Source organism: Clostridium sp. Marseille-P299, from assembly GCF_900078195.1.
Classification (GTDB): Bacteria; Bacillota; Clostridia; order Lachnospirales; family Lachnospiraceae; genus Lachnoclostridium.
Genome location: NZ_FJVE01000004.1, coordinates 363,855 through 387,163 on the forward strand (window position 1 = coordinate 363,855; position 23,309 = coordinate 387,163).

Annotated in this window: 16 protein-coding genes; 5 read left to right on the top strand and 11 right to left on the bottom strand. The window is 32.7% G+C overall.

What is annotated here, in order from left to right; all coding sequences use genetic code 11:
- Window positions 1-109: 109 nt before the first annotated feature.
- The 6 genes from mfd to BN4220_RS01600 all read right to left on the bottom strand — a co-directional run bounded on the left by mfd (window position 110) and on the right by BN4220_RS01600 (window position 8,410).
- On the bottom strand, window positions 110-3,601 hold the full coding sequence (gene mfd, locus BN4220_RS01575; RefSeq protein ID WP_347477045.1) for a transcription-repair coupling factor: 3,492 nt from the start codon (window positions 3,599-3,601) through the stop codon (window positions 110-112).
- A gap of 50 nt (window positions 3,602-3,651) precedes the next feature.
- Complete coding sequence (gene pth / locus BN4220_RS01580; RefSeq protein ID WP_066712633.1) at window positions 3,652-4,221, bottom strand: aminoacyl-tRNA hydrolase; 570 nt, start codon at window positions 4,219-4,221, stop codon at window positions 3,652-3,654.
- Window positions 4,222-4,326: 105 nt separating this feature from the next.
- A complete protein-coding gene (locus tag BN4220_RS01585) occupies window positions 4,327-5,403 on the bottom strand; it encodes a polysaccharide deacetylase family protein (RefSeq protein WP_066712635.1) in 1,077 nt (358 codons plus the stop codon).
- A gap of 286 nt (window positions 5,404-5,689) precedes the next feature.
- Window positions 5,690-5,965 (bottom strand): septation regulator SpoVG, encoded by a 276-nt coding sequence (gene spoVG, locus BN4220_RS01590; protein WP_066712637.1) that lies wholly within the window; start codon window positions 5,963-5,965, stop codon window positions 5,690-5,692.
- Window positions 5,966-6,002: 37 nt separating this feature from the next.
- Window positions 6,003-7,139 (bottom strand): glucose-1-phosphate adenylyltransferase subunit GlgD, encoded by a 1,137-nt coding sequence (gene glgD / locus BN4220_RS01595; protein ID WP_066712811.1) that lies wholly within the window; start codon window positions 7,137-7,139, stop codon window positions 6,003-6,005.
- A complete protein-coding gene (locus tag BN4220_RS01600) occupies window positions 7,136-8,410 on the bottom strand; it encodes a glucose-1-phosphate adenylyltransferase (protein WP_066712639.1) in 1,275 nt (424 codons plus the stop codon). Before BN4220_RS01600 ends, glgD begins: the two co-directional genes overlap by 4 nt.
- Before the next feature lie 438 nt (window positions 8,411-8,848).
- On the opposite strand from BN4220_RS01600, the gene murC reads away from it, so the two are divergent.
- The 4 genes from murC (at window position 8,849) to BN4220_RS01620 (ending at window position 14,176) form a co-directional block, all read left to right on the top strand.
- Window positions 8,849-10,255 carry a UDP-N-acetylmuramate--L-alanine ligase gene (gene murC / locus BN4220_RS01605; protein WP_066712641.1) on the top strand — a complete coding sequence of 469 codons (1,407 nt, stop codon included), beginning with the start codon at window positions 8,849-8,851 and terminating at the stop codon, window positions 10,253-10,255.
- 396 nt (window positions 10,256-10,651) lie between these two features.
- On the top strand, window positions 10,652-11,755 hold the full coding sequence (locus BN4220_RS01610; protein ID WP_066712644.1) for a DnaD domain protein: 1,104 nt from the start codon (window positions 10,652-10,654) through the stop codon (window positions 11,753-11,755).
- A gap of 60 nt (window positions 11,756-11,815) precedes the next feature.
- Window positions 11,816-12,805, top strand: a complete 990-nt coding sequence (locus tag BN4220_RS01615; protein ID WP_066712646.1) for an ATP-binding protein — start codon at window positions 11,816-11,818, stop codon at window positions 12,803-12,805.
- 204 nt (window positions 12,806-13,009) lie between these two features.
- Entirely contained in the window at window positions 13,010-14,176 is a 1,167-nt protein-coding gene (locus BN4220_RS01620; RefSeq protein ID WP_066712649.1) for a ribose-phosphate pyrophosphokinase, read from the top strand.
- A gap of 111 nt (window positions 14,177-14,287) precedes the next feature.
- Here the strand turns inward: BN4220_RS01620 and BN4220_RS01625 are convergent, their stop codons facing one another.
- The 4 genes from BN4220_RS01625 to BN4220_RS01645 all read right to left on the bottom strand — a co-directional run bounded on the left by BN4220_RS01625 (window position 14,288) and on the right by BN4220_RS01645 (window position 21,475).
- A complete protein-coding gene (locus BN4220_RS01625; RefSeq protein WP_066712652.1) occupies window positions 14,288-15,259 on the bottom strand; it encodes a CPBP family intramembrane glutamic endopeptidase in 972 nt (323 codons plus the stop codon).
- A 493-nt stretch (window positions 15,260-15,752) separates the two neighbouring features.
- Complete coding sequence (locus BN4220_RS01635) at window positions 15,753-18,107, bottom strand: transglycosylase domain-containing protein (protein WP_197467872.1); 2,355 nt, start codon at window positions 18,105-18,107, stop codon at window positions 15,753-15,755.
- Between the two features lie 185 nt (window positions 18,108-18,292).
- Window positions 18,293-20,374, bottom strand: coding sequence for an ATP-binding protein (locus BN4220_RS01640; RefSeq protein WP_066712657.1), 2,082 nt, complete (start codon window positions 20,372-20,374; stop codon window positions 18,293-18,295).
- Between the two features lie 15 nt (window positions 20,375-20,389).
- Window positions 20,390-21,475 (bottom strand): metallophosphoesterase family protein, encoded by a 1,086-nt coding sequence (locus tag BN4220_RS01645; protein WP_066712659.1) that lies wholly within the window; start codon window positions 21,473-21,475, stop codon window positions 20,390-20,392.
- A 222-nt stretch (window positions 21,476-21,697) separates the two neighbouring features.
- Here BN4220_RS01645 and BN4220_RS01650 point away from each other — a divergent pair, with 222 nt between their 5' ends.
- A complete protein-coding gene (locus BN4220_RS01650) occupies window positions 21,698-22,780 on the top strand; it encodes an HD-GYP domain-containing protein (RefSeq protein WP_066712662.1) in 1,083 nt (360 codons plus the stop codon).
- A 181-nt stretch (window positions 22,781-22,961) separates the two neighbouring features.
- On the opposite strand, the gene BN4220_RS01655 is transcribed toward BN4220_RS01650, so the two are convergent.
- Window positions 22,962-23,294, bottom strand: a complete 333-nt coding sequence (locus BN4220_RS01655) for a rubredoxin-like domain-containing protein (protein WP_066712665.1) — start codon at window positions 23,292-23,294, stop codon at window positions 22,962-22,964.
- Between the last annotated feature and the right edge of the window lie 15 nt (window positions 23,295-23,309).

Genomic DNA, 23,309 nt, shown 5'->3' on the forward strand with positions numbered 1-23,309 from the left:
TTCTACCGCCCACAGCGGAACTAAATATAATCAACGATGCCCCATCGCGAGCCTTCCACGGGCCTTACGCTTTATTGCTTTGATGTCTTATTATAAATGAAATCAATAGTTACATCAATATTTTTAAATCATTTAATATTTTTTTTACAACTTCAAACAATTCGTAAGTGTCATATTTCACTATCTTATTATTCTTTTTAGCATCCTTTAACTGATACGTAAAATAAGGTGTAGTACCTGGAACTAACTTTAACTGATTATTATATTCTGTCAACAATTCAGGTATTTTCTCAACATTAAATTTTGCTTTTGCATACAGAACAAACTTTATTTCATTGCCTTTTTGTACAAGGTTTGTTACATAAACTGAGTGAGCAATGGATTTTAATAAAGCAATGTTAAGCAAATTGTTTACAGATGTTGGAATATCTCCAAAACGGTCCATTAATTCCTCTTGCATATCCATAAACTCTTCTTCATTCTCAATTCCTGCAACTCGTTTATACATATCAAGCTTTTGCATTTCATTCTTAATATACGTAGATGGTATATAAGCATCCATATCTAAGTCAACGGTTGTATCAAAAGTATCTTCCTCTTTAATTTCACCCTTTAACTTTTTAACTGCTTCATTTAGCATTTTGCAATACAAATCGTATCCTACGGATTCCATATGTCCACTTTGTTCTGCTCCAAGTAAATTACCTGCACCTCTAATTTCTAAATCTCTCATAGCAATCTTAAATCCAGAACCTAGTTCTGTAAATTCTTTAATTGCTTGCAAACGTTTTTCAGCAATTTCCTTTAATAGCTTATCTCTTCGATACATCAAAAAGGCATAAGAAGTACGATTCGATCTTCCCACACGCCCACGTAATTGGTAAAGCTGTGAAAGACCAAGTCGGTCTGCATCATCAATTAGCATTGTATTTACATTAGAGATATCTAGTCCTGTTTCTATTATCGTTGTGGATACCAATACATCAATCTCACCATTGATAAACTCGAACATAATTTTCTCTAAGGTGTGTTCATTCATTTGGCCATGAGCAAAGGATACATTCGCATCCGGAACCAATTTTGCTATGTTATTTGCAACTTCATCAATTCCATTTACACGGTTATAAACATAATAAACTTGGCCACCTCTAGCAAGTTCTCTATTAATTGCCTCACGAATAATCTCATCATTATGCTCAAGCACATAGGTTTGAATTGGTAATCGATCCACAGGTGGCTCTTCAAGTACACTCATATCACGTATTCCAACTAAACTCATATGAAGTGTTCTTGGAATTGGGGTAGCTGTTAATGTTAAAACATCAATGTCCCCCTTCATTTGTTTAATCTTTTCCTTATGTGTTACACCAAAACGTTGTTCCTCATCAACAATTAACAATCCTAGATTCTTAAATTGAACATCTTTAGATAATACTCTGTGTGTCCCTATTAAGATATCCAATTGGCCCTTCTTTGCTCGTTCGATTGCCTTCTTTTGTTCCGAAGCCGTTTTAAATCGAGACAGCATATCAATGCTAACTGGAAAGTCCATCATTCGCTGAGTAAAAGTATTATAATGTTGCTGTGCTAAAATCGTAGTAGGAACTAAAATAACCACCTGTTTTCCATCCGCTACCGCCTTAAAGGCTGCTCTTATGGCTATTTCTGTTTTACCATAACCAACATCCCCACATATTAAACGGTCCATAATACGTTTACTTTCCATATCTCGCTTGGTATCTTCAATGGCTCTTAACTGGTCTTCTGTTTCTTCGTACGGGAACATCTCCTCAAATTCTTTTTGCCAAACCGTATCTGGACCAAACTGATGTCCTTCTTTTGCCTGTCTTGTAGCATATAATTTAACCAATTCTTCCGCTACATCTTTTACCGCACCTCTTACTCTTGCTTTTGTATTTTTCCACTCAACAGAATTTAATTTATTAAGTTTTGGCTTTCTTGCGTCTGCACTTGCATATTTTTGTATCACATCTAGGCCTGTTGCAAGTATATACAACACGCCGCCACCGCCATACTCTATTTTAATATAATCCTTACTAACCTTATCTACTTCTATCTTCTCAATACCACGATAGATTCCTAAACCATGGTTTTCATGAACTACATAATCTCCAATATTCAAATCTGAAAAGCTTTGAATCTGCTTTCCTTCATAATTAGTTTTTTTCTTTTTCTTCTTTTTCTCAGCTCCAAATATATCGCTCTCAGAGATGATAACAAATTTAATTAAAGGGTATTCAAATCCTTTGTGAAGGTTTCCATAAGTTACGAAAATTTCACCCTTTTGAATTTCTCTATTTAATTCATCTGTGTAAAATGCGTTTAGTTCGTATTCTCTTAAGTCCTCAGCTAATCTAGCAGCTCTTGTTCTAGAACTTGATAATAAAACAACGCGGTAGCCGTTCTTCTTCCAATCCTTTAAATCCTTTACAAGTATTTCAAAATTATTATTATATGGATTTACTGATTTGACTGAAATATCATATTTCTTCTTAATGGTCACATGGGTTGTTTTATGGTCCATTGTACTAATTAATACTGCATTCTTACGACCTAAGTTAGCAAGTATCTCTTTGTAATCATAAATAACATCCATTTGACTTGGTAAGATATATCCTTTTTCTATACGGCTTACCATACTCTCTCGAAACTCTGTTGTTACTGCCTCTCCTTTTTCAATCATCCTACTTGGTTCATCTAAAAATACAATGGAACTTTCATTCGCAAAATAATCAAAAAAACTACAAGTTTCATCATAAAAAAACTTAATATAGCTTTCTAGTCCTATGGATCCTTGTAAGCACTCGAGGTTTTCCTTAAACTCTGCAATTATTTTTTGTACTCTTGCAGATTCTTCTGTCTTCATTTCTAAACGAAGCTTTTTAACATATTCAGCTTCTTCTTTTTCAATCTTCTTAAGTCCAAGATTCCTAGCTTCTGGCTCTAATATTATCTCTGCTGCTGGAAAAATGGATACTGTACTTACTCTCTCAATGGATCGTTGACTACTAACATCAAAAGTACGTATGGAATCGATTTCATCTCCCCATAATTCAATACGATAAGGCACTTCCTCGGTTAAAGGAAAAATATCAATAATACCTCCTCGAATGGCAAATTCTCCTGGGTTTTCTACTTGTCCTTGTCTTTCATATCCAATATGAATTAACTTTTCCGCCAATTCAGATAACTCTAGGGAATCTTCTTCATGTATTTGAATTACTCTTTGAGCTATGAAATCAAGGGGTAATAATTTATCCATACCACCATCAATGGTAGCAATTACAGTTACCGGTTTCCCTTCGATTAATCGTTTTAAAATCTGTAAACGGTCCTTAACAATTGCATTCCCATGAATATCGGCACTGTAAAATATAATATCCTTTGCTGGATATAACATAACATTTTTATCATATAATTTGTAATCTTCATAGATTTCCTTCGCTTTTAAATCATTATATGTGATGATTAATTTAAAAGGAAAATCACTTGATAAAGCTGCTATAAAATTGCACTTTTGTGAGTCAATACAGCCAGTTACCTGTAACGGAAATTGATGAAGCGATACGCTATCCTTTATGTCATTAAATTCCTTATAGCCGTAAAGAGGTTCCGTAAAAACATTCACAATTAGCCCTCCTTTTTATTATAAAGATTCATTGCTTCCTCAATTCCTTTCGTGATAATTGTATCACAGGCATTGGAGGTTCTCTTTAATGCTTCTCTTATTTTCTCCTCATCTTCTTTTGGAAATCTTGCTAGAACATAATCAGCCAAATCCCAATCTTTAGGTTTGTCTCCTACCCCAACTTTTATTCGCATAAATTCATCCGTTCCAAGATGGGCAATGATATTTTTAATACCATTATGTCCTCCTGCACTTCCTTTCTTTCTTATACGAAGTTGGCCTACATCTAGACTAATATCATCATAAATAACAATGATATCTTTATTTGTTAGTTTATAAAAGTCAATAAGTTCTCTTACACTTTCTCCACTCAAGTTCATATATGTTTGTGGTTGTGCAAGGATAACACGTTCTGACCCAATCATTCCTTTGCCACAGATTGCTTTATGCTTTTTTGTATCTAATGAAATGTTGTAATCATCTGCTATTCTTGTAATCGCATCAAATCCAATATTATGCCTAGTTGCTTGATATTCTTTGGATGGATTACCTAATCCAATAATAATATACATAAATACCTCTTTTCCACAACTTTCGCCGCACATATGCAATATATCCCTATTGCATACCTGCGGCCTTTTATTTACATTATAAGTCTCTTATTATATAATTGCAATCTATTCATGATTGACAACGTTTGTAATAGTTTTTGCATTTCGGTAAATGTTCCCTGCTTCAAGTGTAATTCCTTTTGCTTCAAATAATTCATCTACCGTTACTAATTGATATCCCATTTCAATTAGTTTTGGTATGACTACTTCCATTGCATCTGCTGTACTTGAATACAAATCATGCATAAGTACAATATCTCCATCTTGTACAACATCTATTATATTCTTTATCACTTGATCTTTATCACGGCTCTTCCAATCCTCTGGATCTACCGACCATGTTATCATAGGTACATTTACTGTTTTATATACCAAATCATTCTTTGCTCCATAAGGTGGTCTTAAAACAGCATTTCCAACAGGTGCATACTTCGTTATCAAATCATTGGAATGTTCCACTTCATAACGAATTTTATCTGCACTAAGTTTTGTTAAATCCTTATGGCTAAAGGTATGGTTACCAATTTGGCATCCTAAAGAGTAAGCTTTCTCTACCGTATCACCGTACTCTTCCATACGATTTCCCATTACAAAAAACGTCGCCTTTGCCCCATTCTCTTCCAATAAATCTAAAATACGATTTGTCACTGGAGGATATGGACCATCATCAAAAGTTAAAGCAATCATTTTATCTTTTGATACTTTATCCCCATCAATAGTAGCATTCTTATCATCCGTAGCATCTTCATTTACAGGGCTTTTTGTAACTTCTGGATTATTATCATCCTTACCGCCCTCCGGTGTTACTTCTGGGGTTATCGAAGGTGTTACTTGTGGTGTAACCTGGGGTGTTATTTCTGGTGTTACTTGTGGTGTAATTTCTGGTGTTACTGTATTATTATCAGTATCATCCGGTGTTATTTCTGGGATATGCTCTGCTTCTATATCCTCTATGTTTCCACCAATATTGTTTACTTCTTTATTTAAATCCTGGTCCCCCAAGCCATCATTCTTTTTCTTACTAAGTAATCCAATACCAGCCACAATAATTATAATTGCTGCTAATAATGCACCAACTATGCATACCACTTGTAAGCTCCTAACTGAAGATCTTCTGCCTCGTTTTCTGTAATTTCTACTCATTATAAAATCCTTCCTAACCTTCACCAAATACCTATCCCTACGTATGTTTGCAAGCTATCGCTTACAGTTTAGAATAATACAAATTTCAACAATTTTCAAGCAATTTAAACAAATATTAAGAAAGAATTTTGTGAAAGCTCCACATTTTACTCATAACGTAAGTTTTGCTTCCATATATGGTTTATTCTTCTAATTAATTGTATGAAAGAAGAAGAAAAAACAGACTGCATTTGATAGCAGTCTGCTCTAGGAATGTTTTTTTTAAACAGGTGTTTTTTGCTAATTCTTACTCTACGGTATTATCCTCGAGTGCAGCAATTTCATATTTTTCTAATATGATTTTTTGAATTCTATCTCTTGTCTCAGAGTTAATTGGATGAGCTATGTCTCTATATTCACCATCGCCAGCTTTTCTGCTTGGCATAGCAATAAATAAACCTTTCTCTCCCTCGATAACCTTGATATCATGAACAACAAATTCATTATCAAGAGTTATAGAAACAACTGCTTTCATTTTACCTTCTTTACTTACTTTGCGCACTCTAACATCTGTAATCTGCATTTTGTATCCCCCTTTGTAACATCAGTCTTTTGTCAGTTTAAGCTAGAATAGTTTTGTTACTAATATCGGTCATTTTTTCAATGACAATCTTAACATTCCCTTCTGCTCCCACATGAGATGTATTTGCCATAATTGTTTCACAGCTTTCTACAATACAATTCTCTATGTAAGTATTGTCACCAATATGTACGTCATTTAGAATAATTGAGTCTTTAATGGTACAGTGATTACCCACATAAACATTTTTAAAAAGTATGGAGTTTTCTACCCTGCCATTAATGATACATCCGCTGGAAACCAAGCTGTTATTAACCTCCGCTCCCATATTATACTTAGCAGGTGGTAAATCATCGATCTTGGAATACACATCTGGATACTGTTTAAAAAAATAGTTCCTAATTTCTTTATTTAAAAAATCCATATTGGTCTTATAATAAGAATTTACGCTAGCAACATTACTCCAATAGCTTTTCATTTCATAAGCATAAATTCGTTTAGCACTTATGTACCTTATTATGATATCTTTTACAAAATCATATTTATCTTCTTTTGATGCTTCCTCAAGTAAATCTATTAAAAGTCTTCTACGAATTACATATATTCCTGTAGAAACCATAGAAGAATTCGAGATAAGAGGTTTTTCTTCAAATTCCCTTATTCGCCCATCCGCAACTGTTTGTACAATTCCAAATCGCGTTGTATCTTCGATTTCATCTAATTGCTTTGTAACAATTGTTATATCAGCATTCTTCTCTATATGATATTCTAAGACTTTATTGTAATTTAGCTTGTACACGCCATCTCCAGAAGCAATTATCACATATGGCTCATGACAACTTCTTAAAAAATTAAGATTTTGAAACATAGCATCTGCAGTTCCACGATACCAAAATCCATTATCCACCGTTATTGTCGGTGTAAATATAAATAATCCACCTTGTTTCCTTCCAAAATCCCACCATTTGGACGAACTTAGATGCTCATTTAATTTTCTTGAATTATATTGTGTTAATACAGCTACTTTGTGAACATGTGAGTTTGACATACTACTAAGTGCAAAGTCTATACTACGATAACAACCAGCAACTGGCATTGCTGAGATTGCTCTTTTATCTGATAATTCTCGCATTCGATTACTGTTGCCACCTGCTAATACGATCCCAATAGCTCTCACTTTAAAACACCTGCCTTTATCAAACATTCTCCACTCTTTAGGATACAATCGGCATAATCCTCTGTCGTTGTTCCTCCTGATATCGCAGTGTTCTTTCCAATCTTTATGTTATTAGGTATCGTCGTATTCTCTCCAATTGTAACAAGCCCATCCATATAGATATTTGGATATTTTTCATTAATATACTCTTCACCAACTCCAATTTCGCAATTCGAACCAATGAAACAATTCTCAGCTATAATGGACTTGTTGACTTTTGTATTTTCCCCAATGGTTGTAGACTTCATAATTATTGAATCATAAACCTTAGCACCTTGTTCAATAATGACGTCTGGGCCTATAACACAATTATGTACTTCACCATATATTTCACTACCTTCTCCAATAATACAGTGATTAATAACCGCTTTTTTAGAGACAAACTGTGGTGGTATCATATCGCTTTTCGTATATATCTTCCAAAAATTTTCATAGAGATTAAAAACGGGTACTAAATCAATTAACTCCATATTTGATTCCCAGTAAGAAGTTAGCGTACCAACATCCTTCCAATAGCCATTGTATTCATAAGCAAAAACGCGATTACCCTGACTATGGCAATAAGGAATAATATGCTTTCCAAAATCACAACCTTCTTGATTTGATAAATTGATTAAAGCATTTTTTAAAACATCCCATGAAAATATGTAAATCCCCATCGAAGCTAAGTTACTCCTTGGATTCTTTGGTTTTTCTTCAAATTCTATAATTTTCTTTTGTTCGTCTGTGATAACTACTCCAAAGCGACTTGCTTCCTTAATTGGTACTGGAATTGTCGCTAAGGTTATGTCAGCTTGATTGGCCTTATGATTCTCTAACATCATATCATAATCCATCTTGTAAATATGGTCGCCACCAAGAATCAGCACGTACTCTGGATTATAATATTCCATGTACTTTAAATTTTGATAAATTGCATTGGCTGTTCCTGTGTACCATTCAGCATTGGTGCTTTTTTCATAAGGCGGAAGGATGGATACACCACCGATGTTGCGATCCAAATCCCAAGGAATCCCAATCCCTATGTGTGTGTTAAGTAACAACGGCTGATATTGAGTTAATACTCCAACCGTATCAATACCAGAATTGATGCAATTACTTAGTGGAAAATCTATAATACGGTATTTCCCTCCAAAAGCTACTGCTGGTTTTGCAATATTAGAAGTTAAAACACCAAGTCTAGATCCTTGTCCACCGGCTAAAAGCATTGCGATCATTTCTTTTCGTACCACGCAATCACCTCTTGCTGTTTAATATTATACATTATACCATTATATGTAACATATGTGAATATATTTACTAACAATTTTAAAATATTTTGATAACTTTTGTTTATTTTTATTAATAATATGCTCTTTTTTGATAATCCTGTTCTTTTTAATGCCATTTTTCACAAAATGTGATTTATTTTGATAAAATTTTTTTTGAAATTATATAAAATCATTTAGTATCCATTTAAAATGCAAACTCATATAATAGTATTTAATACCATAATTTACACATTTATAGAAGCTACTTGTCATTTGATAAGTTATTGTAATTTTGTTAAAAACGGTTATAATAGCAAATAGAATACAGTCATATAATAATTAGTACTGTTATATTTTTTATTACGTCAGTGCTTATTAAAATTTAACTTATAAAATAAGAACAGAATAGGATGTGCTCCCATGTATAAAATTAATTTTAATCAACCAGTTCATATACATTTTATTGGGATTGGTGGGATTAGTATGAGTGGACTCGCTGAGCTTTTACATAGCAAAGGATTTAAAGTAAGCGGCTCCGATGCAAAAAATAGTAAAATTACAAATCATTTAAGTAATCTTGGTATCCAAATTTCCTACGGTCAAAGTGCCGCTAATATTACAGACGATATTGATGTTGCCGTTTTTACTGCGGCTGTTAAAGCTGATAATCCAGAATATCAGGCAGTGTTAGAACATAATATACCACTTCTTGATCGAGCAGAATTATTGGGCCAAATTATGCTCCATTATAAAGATGCTATTGGTATTTCTGGTACTCATGGTAAAACAACTACTACATCCATGATTTCTTTAATGTTAATTGAGGGTGGATTTGACCCAACCGTATCTGTTGGGGGTATCCTCGATAATATCGAAGGTAATATTAGAATTGGTGAATCCGAACATTTTATTGTTGAATCCTGTGAATATACCAATAGCTTTTTAAAATTTAATCCTGTGAATGAAATTATTTTAAATATTGAAGCTGACCATCTAGATTTCTTTAAAGATTTAGATGATGTTCGTCATTCCTTCCGTTTATTTGCAGAAAAAGTCCCATCACATGGTAACTTAATTATTAATGCATCAATTCCTGACTATGAAGATTTAGTTAAGGATCTACCATGCCATGTTATAACATATAATGTAGTAACCAGTGATGATGATCAAGATGCATTATATAAAGCTGATTATACTGCTAGTAACATAACTTATGACGACCATGGTTGTGGCAATTATGATCTTTACTATAAAGGCGAATTCATAGACCATATCGCTCTTGGTGTTATCGGTATTCATAATATATCAAACTCCGTTGCTGCAGCGGCTTTAGCATTAACACTTGGAGTATCAATTGAGGCAATAAAAAAAGCTCTAAAGAGCTTTGTTGGAACAGAACGACGTTTTGAATATAAAGGTAACGTTGGTGGAGTAAATATTTTTGATGACTATGCACATCACCCAACAGAAATTGATGCTACACTTTCAGCGGCAAAACGTTATCCACATAATGAAATTTGGTGTGTATTCCAACCACATACTTATACAAGAACCAAATCATTGTTAAATGAATTTGCAGAGGCTCTTTCTCATTCTGATCATATTGTTTTAGCTGATATATATGCTGCAAGAGAAAAGAATCCTGGTGATATCTCCTCAAGAGATTTACAGAAAAAACTTCAGGAATTAGGTAAAAATACCTACTATTTCCCATCTTTTGATGAAATAGAAAATTTTTTATTACAAAATTGTACTAACGGCGATTTGTTAATAACCATGGGCGCTGGAGACATTGTAAACATTGGAGAATCGCTACTCGGAAAATAGTTATCCACATTATCCACAAGCTTATCAACATTTTTACTCAGATATGCTTGTGGATTTTTTCATACCTGCTATTTTTCTACAAGAATAGACTAAATTAAAAAAAATATAAGCTATACTTATATTTAAAGCTATTTTTACAATAATTGACAAATAGAATCCACCGACTTATCCACATTATCCACATTATTAACATTTGGCTCATGTGTAAGTTGCTGAAAAATTATCCTATTTTCTTTCAATTTTTAATATGCTATAATGTGCATGCGCTATGATTTATCAAGCTCGCGCTAACATTAAGACATTAATAGGATAGATCTAATAAGAGTCATTGTTTTTTAATGACCAGAAATATAGTAACTTGTTAATATGGATTACATAGAGATTTGGGGTAATGATATGAGTAAAATTTTTCTTAGCAGTAATATGCAAACTGGAATTACTATTGTGCAAAACCAGTTTATTGATGACTATATGCCTACAGCAAATGGAACTTTTGTTAAGGTATATATTTATTTGTTACGTTGTATTTCAAATCATATGTCTGACATTTCTATTTCTTTTCTTGCTGAAAAGTTGGATGAAACAGAAAAAGATATTGAACGAGCTCTTAAATACTGGGAAAAAGAACAGTTAATAAAAATTGATCGAGATCAAAATCGTACGATCACTTCAATACTTTTTTGCCAGCTAGGTGGAGATTCTTCTACAAAGAATACAGCCGCTGCTGCTACTTCTGAAACAGCTTTAGAAGAAACTACAGTAGCTACTGAAACCTCTGCAGTGAAACAAAATGTTTTTCATAAGCCTAATTATTCAGATGCTCAAATTGCTCAATTAACAGATATTGATGAAGTTAAATTTATGATGAATACGTTAGAGCAATATTTAGAGCGCTTGTTAAAACCAACCGATGTTCAACTTGTACTATTTTTGTATGAGAGTGTTGGTTTTTCTGCTGAGTTAATTTTATATCTATATGAGTATTGTGTGTCAAAAAACAAAAAAAATTCCTCATATATTGAAACTGTTGCTCTAGCATGGGCTGAAGAAGGCATTGATACTGTAGAAAAAGCAGAAGCTGCTACTGCCACTTATAATAATAATTATAATGCTATAAACAAGGCTTTTGGGCTTAACCGTGCGCCTGGTACAATCGAAAAGAAATTTATGCACCGCTGGTTCCATACGTATAAATTTGAAATAAGTATTATTGAAGAAGCTTGCAATCGTACTATTCTTGCAACTGGAAAACCAGACTTTAAATATGCTGATAAGATACTAGAAAATTGGCATAAAAAAGGTGTTACTCAAAAAAGTGATATTGATAAACTAGATGAGGAACATGCAAAATTAACAGCTATGGTAAACAGCAATAGACAAACAAATACCGCAAATACAGCCAAACCAGCGACAAATAATAAATTCAATTCATTTCCACAACGTAACTATACAAAGGAAGAGTATTTATCCATGGAACAAAGATTGCTTAATCGTCAGTAAAAAGCATCATGTAGATAGATTCATTCATCGCTTAATAAACCTGAGGTAGGAGGAGATACAATGGCTTTAAGAAATTATCAATATAATACAATTTTAAGAGAATATGATAACCGCCGTTTGCAGAGCAAGTATGAACTTGATCGCAGAAAAGAAGAAGTCTATCAGGCGATTCCTATTTTATCTGAAATTGATGAACAGATGGTACATGACTCCATTCAAAGTGCCAAACTATCTCTAACTGGAGATACGAGTGCCTTACGTACCTTAGAAGAAAGAAATCAACGTCTTTCTGAAAAAAAGCAGCAAATTTTAGAATCTCATGGATATCCACATGATTACTTACAACCAAAGTACGTTTGCAATTCATGTAAAGATACCGGCTATATCGGAAACAACAAATGTCACTGCTTTAAGCAAGCAATTGTAGATTTACTATATTCTCAGTCCAATGTAAAAGATGCAATTAAAGTTGAGAATTTTTCTACCTTTACTTACAAATACTATTCCAATGAATATATTGAAGAAACTACAAATCTCACACCACTTGAAAATATGAAACGTGTTGTTGTAAAAGCTAAGCGTTTTATTAACGATTTTGATACCAAATATGAGAATCTCTTAATTTACGGAAATACTGGCGTAGGAAAAACATTTTTATCAAATTGCATTGCAAAAGAATTATTAGACACTGCACATACGGTTATTTATCTTACTTCATTTCAACTTTTTGAGATACTTGAAAAATACAAATTTAATCATGAAGATGATTATGAGAACATTCGAAATCAATTTGATCATATTTTAGATTGTGATTTGCTTATCATTGATGATATCGGAACGGAGTTAAGTAACTCATTTATTAACTCCCAGCTTTATCAATGCATTAATGAACGCCATCTAAAACAGAAATCAACCGTTATCTCTACTAACTTGTCCTTTGAACAATTAAAAAGTACTTATAGTGAACGAATATTTTCAAGAATTACGAGTAATTATATATTATTAAAAATTGTTGGTGAAGACATTCGTCCGCAGGTGATACATTCTTAATCGACAGGAATATACATTTTAACCAAACTAAATCAATCTTAAATTCACTTATAAGTAAAATTAACGTTTTTTATAAGAAATTTCAATGATGCTTGACGAAATATAAGTATAATAGTATGATAACAATTGCTTAAAACCATTAAACCAAAATGAAAAGACGTGACTTTTCATTTATATAGGAAAATATTACTGGAGGAAAAAATAATGTCACAAGATAATTTTTTAGAAACCATTCCCGTTGGTACCTTAGGAATTATTGCTCTAGAAAGTAGTAAAGGTCTTGGCCAAAAAGTTAATGATTACATCGTTGAATGGCGAAATGAAAGATCCGAATCTGAATCTACTTTAACAGCACTATCCGGTTATCAAAGAGATTCCTACCTCATCAAACATGAGTGCCCACGTTTCGGCTCGGGTGAAGCAAAAGGTACCATTAAGGAATCCGTAAGAGGTGACGACCTATATATACTTGTTGACGTTTGTAATTACAGTCTGACATACAGTGTGTGTGGACATACCAACCACATGTCTCCTGATGATCACTATCAAGATCTTAAGAGAATCATCGCCGCAGTCGGTGGCAAAGCACGTAGAATCACAGTAATTATGCCATTCTTGTACGAAAGCAGACAACATAAGAGAAGCTCAAGAGAATCTCTTGATTGTGCTTTAGCATTACAGGAATTAACAAATATGGGTGTTGAAAGTATCATTACCTTTGATGCTCATGACCCAAGAGTTCAAAATGCAATCCCATTAAAGAGCTTTGAAACAGTAATGCCTACGTACCAATTTATTAAAGCACTTCTTCGCAATGTTCCAGATTTAGTTGTTGATTCTGATCATATGATGGTAATCAGCCCTGATGAAGGTGCTATGGGCCGTGCCGTTTATTTTGCAAACGTTCTTGGACTTGATATGGGTATGTTCTATAAGAGACGTGACTATACAACAATTATAAATGGACGTAATCCAATTGTAGCTCATGAATTCCTTGGATCCGATGTGGAAGGTAAGGATGTTGTTATTCTTGATGACATGATTTCTTCTGGCGAAAGTATGCTTGATGTTGCTACTGAGTTAAAGAAGAGAAAAGCTAAGAGAATTTTCATTTGTTCTACATTTGGTCTATTTACAAACGGACTTGAGAAATTTGATGAAGCTTACGAAAAAGGTTTAATCTATCGTGTAATCACTACAAATCTTGTATACCAAACAGAAGAACTCTTATCTAGACCTTATTACATTAACGCAGATATGAGTAAATACATTGCATTATTAATCGACGCATTAAATCATGATGCTTCCATCAGCGAATTCTTAAGCCCAACAGAAAGAATTCAAAATATTTTAAACAAATACAAGAAATAATTTTACTTCAGTAAATATAATAGGTTATCATTCAACCAATGTTGAATGATAACCTATATTTATTGGATATGGTTTATATTCTTATGTTTTAGTAGCTTTATAAGCACTTATTTATATTTCGTCGTGATTCACCACAGTTTCATCCATTATAAAATCTTTCGTTTCATTTCGTTCTTTTATATCATTTGGATCCACTATTTCATTTATATACTCCAATTCCTTACCTATTGCCGCCTCATAAATTGGTATAGCATTCTTTTCAGTTAATATCAATCGAATAACAAATATGCTTATAGCTAATGTTAGAACTGAAATTACAATTATCATTAATAAATTTAAATCGACTCCACTTAGAGCTATATCTATAACATATCCGCTGAAATTAAATACGATATGGAATAATATCGTTGATAGTATTGTATTATATTTACGGTATATGTATCCAAATATTATTCCTAAAACAAACGCATAACTTCCTTGAACTAAATTACCATGTAACAAGGCAAATAAAAATGCTTGCACAATATTTGCAGCTACAAAGGGCATAGCCTTTTTCATTTGGTTTAAAACAAGTCCACGCATCAGTAATTCTTCTACTATCGGTCCTAGAATCGCTACATATATAAGTGACTGCCATGAATTTCCTATATCAAACTGCTTCATTATCTCATTATAGTTTGTAAACCAATCTGGCTTTATCGCTTGAATAATACCTACAAACGTAATTAAAAAGACTTGCACACTTACTGCTAATAATATAATTAAAGATACTTGCTTTACAGTAAAAATCTCTTTTAAGTTTACCTTTTTCCCTTTTACGTATCTTTTTTTATACCAAATGGAATATAAAATAATTGAAACAATTGAAAATAGGCATGATATAACCATTAAAAAACTTGAAGAAACTACATCATCTAAGATTATTTCATAAGCTAAATTAAAATCTGAAATTCCCTGTGCTGATATCTGAAAATATCGAATGACTGAATATCCAATAGTTACAATAACCCCTACAATGATCTGAATTAGTAGATAGGTAAATACCTGAAAAATCCCCCACAATACTTGCCCAACCTTTTTCATTTATTACTCTCCTCCTCAATTTTTATGATTAGCGAGTAGAAAAGGGAAATTCCTTTTCTTTATCCGCTTCACTTTCTGATATATTTAGAAAAAATATTGATAATGCTATAGAAACTAAACTAAAAATATTATGGTATTGTTTTATAAACAACTGAATCATTAAGTTTGACACAATAATTATAACACTTAAAACAATTAGATAATTTTTCTTACATTTAAACAGCCCTAAGAAACGAGTTCTAATTTTTAGCAACCTCTCTAATACAAGCTCAAATAAGAGATATAAACCTAATATTATAATTATTATAGCTTTATATTTTAAATAAAACATATCCTATCACTCTTCTTCCTAATGAATTATGTCAAAAAATGTTATTTATTAATATTCTAATGAAATTTTTGACATTTGCAAGTGATATATTATAATAAGTCGATTTTTAGTAATATTTTTTAGTTTCGTCTTCTATATTAGTAATATTTAATACTATTACCGTTATTCATCTTGCCATTGTTCGTTTTGCCACTGTTGCTCATCCCAGTACACATCGTCTAAATTTACCTCATCGTTAATTTCCCCATTATCTATGACACTCTCTAACTCATCGTCTAATTCATCATTTTCGGGATTGGCTTCCTCCTTATCAACTCCTTCAACATCATCGATGTCTTCCATCTCATGCTTATAATCGGACTCATTTGACGAATCTTCCAAACTATTATTAGAATGGTTTGTATCTCCGTTAAATATATTTTCGCCATTTGAATCTATGGCATTTTTATTACCACTGTTTATACCCATATTCGTATCTTCTTTTGCATTTTCCTTTGCATCTTCTTTTGCATCTTCTTTTGCATCTTCTTTTGTATCTTCTTTTGTATCTTCCCTTGTATCTTCATATGGTTCAAATAATTCATCCGCTAAATCTTTATGAATCTCATTCATAAATTCTTTCCATATCTGCCCTGGATAAGAATTACCCGATAAACCAGCAATGGATTTAGGATAATCACAACCTACCCATACACCTGTCGTATAATATTTTGAATACCCCACAAACCAGCCGTCTTTTCGATCCGTTGTAGTACCGGTTTTACCAGCCGTTGTGATATGGTCAAGTGCCAATCTACTTCCTGTTCCATTTTCCATTACACCCTTTAAAACATCCGTCATCATCCGAGCTGCATTTACTTCATAGATTTTTTTCTCTTTCACAGTACTCCCAACAATTTCGTTTCCATCGGCATCTGTAATTTTTACTACACATGTTGGAGTACGGTATATACCATCATTGGCAATACTTGCAAAACCAGAAGTCATTTCTAAAGGGCTTACTCCATATGTGAAGCCTCCTAATGCAATTGCTAAATTATAATCCGCACTTGTAATATGGGAGAAATTCATCTCCAGTAAGTAGGACAATCCAACACTCGGCGATAACTCTTTTAATAAATTCCAAGCGACCGTATTCTTAGATACTTCAACAGCCCTTCTAAGTGTTATTTCTCCAGAATAGACATCGTTCGCATTCTTTGGGCCATCTTTTATTTTTTCATCCATCACTAAAGTGTCTGGATGATACCCCCTTTCAAATAATGGAGTATAAATAAGCAACGGTTTAATGGCACTTCCTGGTTGCCTGAAACTTTGATAAGCACGGTTTAGTGTATATCCTGCAGTATTTTGATTCCTACCTCCAATAATAGCTATTACAAGACCAGTGTCATTATCAATGCAGACTGCTGCCCCTTGTAACTCATAAATACCTTCTTGATTGACTGCAGTAAATTCACTTAGTTTATTATTAATGGCCTCTTGCAATAATTCTTGTTTTTCTAAATCAAGAGAGGTATAAATACGATATCCTTTGGTATATAGCTGTCTTTGAATCCTATAATACGACTCATAATACTGTTCTTCATATATCTTTTTTTCTTCTTCGTTTTTAAAAGATGTTTTAAGCTCAAATCCTTCCGCTTCCATTAACAAACGAATTGCATTATAGTAGGTAAAACTTTCTGCATAATTATGTTTTATATCTTCACTACGGTTAAGCTTTATCTCCTCAGCTAATGCATCGTCGTATTCTATCAAAGAAATGACTCCGCTATCATACATTTGCTTTAAAATCTTATCTCTTCGTTCTAAGGTATTATCAAAGTTTGTAACTGGATTTAGAACGGTTGGATTATTGGGTATTGCTGATAGAAACGCAATTTGAGATAAAGATAAATCTTTTATTCCTTTGCTAAAATACCCATTACTAGCCGCTTGGATTCCATAATATCCATTGGCATAATAAATATTATTTAAATAAAACTCTAAAATTTGCTGTTTCGAAAATTTTTTTTCTAAGTCAGCCGCTAAAAATAACTCTGTAACTTTTCTCTCAAAACTTACCTCAGTTGTTAAAAATACAGTTCTAGCAAGTTGCTGAGTTATCGTACTTGCCCCTTGTTTAATCTCACCTTTATTCTTAATTAGTGCAATAAATGCACGGATATTTGCTAAATAATCGATTCCTTCATGGGTGAAGAACTTTTTATCTTCTGTTACTAAAACAGCATCAATTGCCGCTTTAGGTATACTGTTGTATGGTAGATAATAGACTTCTTTCTCAGATTTTAAGATTGAAATCACACTACCATCCTCTGCATAAACAATACTTGTTTGTGACGCTTTAAAAGATTCTTCATTGGACTTTCTAGAAATCTGATCTGCCCTCTCTTTTAATGCAAGAATATCTTTTCCATAACAAATATAAAACCACGTAAGAATGCCCGAAAGAATAAATAACAATAACAGAAATATCCGTACTATTATTTTTTTGACTCGTTTTCCTCGTGTCATTTTACTCCCCATTCTTGCCCACGTTCTTTATGCATAACATGTTTGTGGTGCACAAGCACAAACTTGCATGTAATAATTGATTTTTATTTTTCACAATATCCTCCATGCTGCCTAATGGCAATCGGATATTTTAAATCCGCTAACAATATCTGTCCATAACTTTTTAACTATTTTTCATACAATAACTATAACTTCGTATAATTAAATGGCACACCAGCCTCATTTAAATATCTTTGCTCTCTATTATGACAAGTAAATATAAAGATCTGTCGATCCTTCATAGACGCAAGTACTTGTAATACAGCTTTTAACCGATTATCATCGTAATAAGCAAAGCTATCATCCAAAACCAATGGCATTGAATCTCCTTCAAATAATAAATCCCCAATTGCCATACGAAGTGCAAAGTATACCTGTTCCATCGCACCTATACTTAATTTTTCTAGTGGAATGTATTGCTGTTCATGGAGTATTTTAATATTCAAGTTTTCATCTACAAGAACCTCTTTATACTTTCCACTGGTTATTGTATAAAGATTCTCAGAAACTTTCTTACTAAGACTTATGCCAAAGCTATCATGAATCTGGACTGAAAGTTCCTTAATGGTATCCATAGTTAATCGAATTGCTTCTAATGAAAATTCCTGCTCTTCTTTCAAATGTAGTAATTCTTCATACTCTCTTTGTTTATCAACTAAAGCACTTTCCTTTTCTTGATATTGCATGATTAAATTTTCTAAACGATCTATCTGTATCGCTACACTCACTTTTTCAGATTCAAACTCTTGTTTTATCTCTTTCATAAGTTGGTTCTTACTTTTAATTTCTTCCTCAAGTTGTTGCATTATTTCTGCCGATACACCATCGCAAGAATAAAATTCATTTGTAAAAAATACTATATCATCGAATAAGCTTTCTAACTTACTTTGCTTAGACCGTAAGGTTTCTTTATACTCAGTCAATTGTTCTTCCAAGTGCTCATTTCTTATTTCCTCTTTCGATATCTGTTTCTGATATTCTCTAAGTATAGCAATATCATCACAGCGATATTTTACAAAGATTTCTCTTTTCTTTTTCTCGAGAAATTCCATATTTAGTTGAAATGCTTCTTCCTCTTTTAAAAGGGTTTCATCAGTGTAAGTTAACTTCTTTCCACTTAAAATAAGAAATACAAAGGATACTATCAAAATTCCTAAGCCTAATGCTATTCGTATCACTTCGCTACCTATAGGTAATAAACATAAAATAATGCCTAGTAGCATAGAAACTGTTGCAAAGAGTTTGATTTTTCTACTCTTTAATTTTATATCCAAACGCTTTGGATACTCACTTTCCTGCTTTCCCTTAAGTACATTTTGTTCATGAATCAGTTCCTCTAGGATTCTGATATCTTCCTCTAAAGCTTTAGAAACTTTGGAATTATTACTGAATTGTAATTGTTGCGTAATCGTATTAATTTTTTCAATTAATTGTTTACTCTCCTCTTGTAACTCTAACCACCATTTATACTTTTGCTTAATTACAGGAAGATTGTTGCCCTTTTCTATGAATGGTTGTAAGTTTTTCATTTGCAATAGATAGGACTGCTCTATCTTTTTTTTCTGATTTAAAAGTTCTGATAAGGAGCTGCTGGCTTCCTTTATTGCACGTTCGCATTCAAAACCCTCTTCAATTTCTTCCATAGCTTTTTCAATAAGCTCTAAGGTTTCCTTTGTATCAATTCCCTTTTTCTTTTCTAACAAGCTATTCATTGCCTTATTTACATCAACTTCACTGGCCTTTGATGTTGTTAAATTGGCAATATAATTTCTTACTTCACTTGCAAGTTCTGCATCAGTTCTAGCACGTAATTGTTCTATACTAACGGTATTTCTATATGCGCTTTCTGTTAGTTCTGGAAAAAGAGAGATAAGCCTTCCCTCATCATTCTTAATTTCCTTACCTAAGGTCAAATTAATTAATTGGGTGTACTTTTCTTTTTGATAAAAGCGTCTATAGATTAAATAATCTTCCTCTTTGTATCTAAATTCCATACTTCCTTCATAAGAACCTGGCGTATCAAGAGGCTGGTACTTTATATATAGATCATCTTTTCCCGCTCTACCCCTTGCTTTTTCTATGCCAAATAACATTCCCCGAATAAAAGAATGGATCGTTGATTTACCAGCCTCATTTTCACCATAAATAATGTTGATACCAGGCTTGCATTCAATTTCTTTTTTATGAAATTTTCCGAAATGACTAAGTGTTAACTTTTTTATGTACAAGCGTAATCAACCTTTCTATTCTCTTGCTTTTAATAATGCCTCAATCCCTAAATACAGAGCCTTTTCTTTTAACTTCTCATCCACATTCTGATTTAATATTCGATCAATATATAGTCCAATGATATTATTTATATTATCGTCACGTAGTTGTATAAAATTATAATCCGGAAGGGTTTTGTCTTCAATTTCTATAACATTTCCAAGTGCTATCAACGCATTAGAATCGAATATAATGTCCTCATCACGCTTTCCATTCAATACAAAACGATAGATGTTGGTATCGCCGTGAAGCTGAATTAAACCACGAATTTCATCTACTAAGCCACCGTTTGTCATATCCGGTGTCACTTCAACTTCTAATTTTACATACTCCCTAATCGCAGCTTTCACAAACTTGGTCTTTATATTAGAATTTGAATTTAGTGTGTGCATATTTTCTTCTGTCTTTGTGATTTCACCTAAAATATAGCCATGCTCACCAAGTTCATTTTTATCCAAAGGCTCTAAAGAGCCAGGATAAAACATTCGATCCGAAAACTGTTCTGGCTTATGTATATGTCCTAATGCAATGTAATCAAATCCAGATTTTAAAAGTAACTTCTTATCAAAGGGCTGATTTCTCTCATCCCCACCATGAGTTAATAAAATATTGATTCGCTCTTCCACTCCAGGAGAAATATGATCCACCTTTGATTTTAAAATATCTCTAGTATGATAACTAAATCCATAGACTTCCGTATTAATATCTTCTAAGTAAATACTATCTACCGACTCATCTTCTAACATAAAAACGTGATCACACCATGGAAAGTTTATATAATTGGACCTTGCTCCTATATAATCATGATTCCCTGCGATCAATACTACGCTTGTATTTTCTAATTGTTCAAACATATAGTTCAATTCTTTTAATTCTCGGATTAATGGTTGCTTATGAAATAAGTCACCTGCTATTAGCAACAGCTCAACCTTCATTTCATTACAATCTTTTATTACCTTTTGAAAGGTATCATAGATTTCTTTTTGACGTAATTTGCCCCAAGGATACTTACTATCTGGAGTAGCCCCTAGATGAATATCTGCAATATGAATAAATCTCATACGAAACCTTCCTTTCAATTCCTTCCCACAATGTCAAACTTACAAATATCTTTTTTATCTATCTTTCTTACTCCTGTAAAACAAGATTCTTTATATACCTTAGCGGATATTATAACATAGCTTGTTTTTTTTTCCTATAAAGTATTGTTTTTTTCTAAGTTCCATTTATAATAAAATTATGTAATTATTTTACTACTCACATGAAAGAGGGAGGGAATATTTATGGCTGTTTTAAATGTTCCATTACAGCACTTATTACCTGGCATGATTGTTGCAGAAGATGTGTATAACAAAAGCCAGCAAAAGATTTTATCGAAAAATACAATCGTAAGTCAGAAAACTGTAATAAAACTATCCATTTACGGCGTCAAGGAAATTATCGTCTATATACCACAATCACTTGCAGATAAGATAGAAGACGATGTAGAGACACCAACAAACATGTTAAAAGAAACTCTTGAATACAAAAAATTCAAAAAGTATTATCTTGAAATTATTGAAGACCTAAAAACGTTATTTTCTTCATTATTGCATCAACAATTTACTATTTTACCTATCTTTCAATTACTTCCCAAAATTGAAACACTATATAAAGATTGTGGTAATTCAATGCGTACCTTTGATATGTTACATTGTATGAGAGAATATGATGACCTTATCTATGTGCATTCTTTAAACGTTGCACTAATGTGTTATTCCTTTGGAACTTGGCTGAATTATTCACAAGATGATGTAAGAAAAATCACTTTAGCCGGACTTTTACATGATATCGGAAAACTAAAAATACCACCAGATATCATTTCAAAGCCCTCAAAACTTAATACTGTTGAATATACCATTGTAAAACAACATCCAAAACTTGGCTATGAACTTATTAAAGATATTGAATTAGACGAGCATATAAAATTAGCAATTTTAATGCACCATGAACGCTGTGATGGAAGTGGCTATCCACACGGACTCGTTAATTCCCAAATTAACAACATTGCTAAAATTATTTCAATTACTGACGTTTATGATGCCATGACTTCCAACCGTGTTTATCGTGATCCAATTTGTCCATTTGATGTTTTAGAGCGAATCGAACATGATGGATTTGATAAATATGACCCTACATACTTAATGCCCTTTCTACAGCAAGTCGCACAATCGTATATTGGAACTTCTGTTATACTTAATAATTCACTAATTGGTGAAGTTATTATGATAAATAATTCAAATCTCACGAAACCTATTGTGAAAGTAGATGAGAAATTTTATGATTTATCAAAGATGAGCTATTTGAAAATAAAAGAGTTCCTATAAAGAAAAATAAATGTGCGTAGCACATTCTCACACTGTGTGCCTTCAGAAAATGACGAAAGACTTTAGCGCGCCCATACTGGGCGCACATTAAAAATAGCATGTTATTTACCTAAATAGGTAATAACATGCTATCATTTTCTTAATTTAACTTATCTGTTCATAAGATTTGTTTAAATGTTTCTTACCATTTACCTTTGCTCATATGACCAGCAAGTTCTGCCTTAGATCTTTGTTTAATTGTCCAAGCTTCATTCTTAGCTTTTGTAAATACACCTACACAATATGGATCTAAGTTATCTTCAATTCCTGCTTCGCTAAGTGCAGCAATTTCTTCTGCTAAAGCGATTATTTGCATATGGATTGAGTTGGATTTATCTGAACGATAAACCTTATCTGCATCCTCTTTATTCATTTCTTCAAATTTGTCAGGGCCTACGCCACATTTTGGACAAGCATCAGGAGCATTTTCTCCTTCATAAATATAACCACAAACTGTACATCTAAATAATTTCATATTTCATTCCTCCAA

Bases quoted from the DNA above. Each gene is read 5' to 3' on its own strand.
- BN4220_RS01655 (WP_066712665.1), bottom strand. From the start codon at position 23,294: ATGAAATTATTTAGATGTACAGTTTGTGGTTATATTTATGAAGGAGAA.
- BN4220_RS01635 (WP_197467872.1), bottom strand. From the start codon at position 18,107: ATGACACGAGGAAAACGAGTCAAAAAAATAATAGTACGGATATTTCTG.
- pth (WP_066712633.1), bottom strand. From the start codon at position 4,221: ATGTATATTATTATTGGATTAGGTAATCCATCCAAAGAATATCAAGCA.
- BN4220_RS01610 (WP_066712644.1), top strand. From the start codon at position 10,652: ATGAGTAAAATTTTTCTTAGCAGTAATATGCAAACTGGAATTACTATT.
- BN4220_RS01625 (WP_066712652.1), bottom strand. From the start codon at position 15,259: ATGAAAAAGGTTGGGCAAGTATTGTGGGGGATTTTTCAGGTATTTACC.
- spoVG (WP_066712637.1), bottom strand. From the start codon at position 5,965: ATGCAGATTACAGATGTTAGAGTGCGCAAAGTAAGTAAAGAAGGTAAA.
- murC (WP_066712641.1), top strand. From the start codon at position 8,849: ATGTATAAAATTAATTTTAATCAACCAGTTCATATACATTTTATTGGG.
- BN4220_RS01645 (WP_066712659.1), bottom strand. From the start codon at position 21,475: ATGAGATTTATTCATATTGCAGATATTCATCTAGGGGCTACTCCAGAT.
- BN4220_RS01615 (WP_066712646.1), top strand. From the start codon at position 11,816: ATGGCTTTAAGAAATTATCAATATAATACAATTTTAAGAGAATATGAT.
- BN4220_RS01585 (WP_066712635.1), bottom strand. From the start codon at position 5,403: ATGAGTAGAAATTACAGAAAACGAGGCAGAAGATCTTCAGTTAGGAGC.
- BN4220_RS01620 (WP_066712649.1), top strand. From the start codon at position 13,010: ATGTCACAAGATAATTTTTTAGAAACCATTCCCGTTGGTACCTTAGGA.
- BN4220_RS01650 (WP_066712662.1), top strand. From the start codon at position 21,698: ATGGCTGTTTTAAATGTTCCATTACAGCACTTATTACCTGGCATGATT.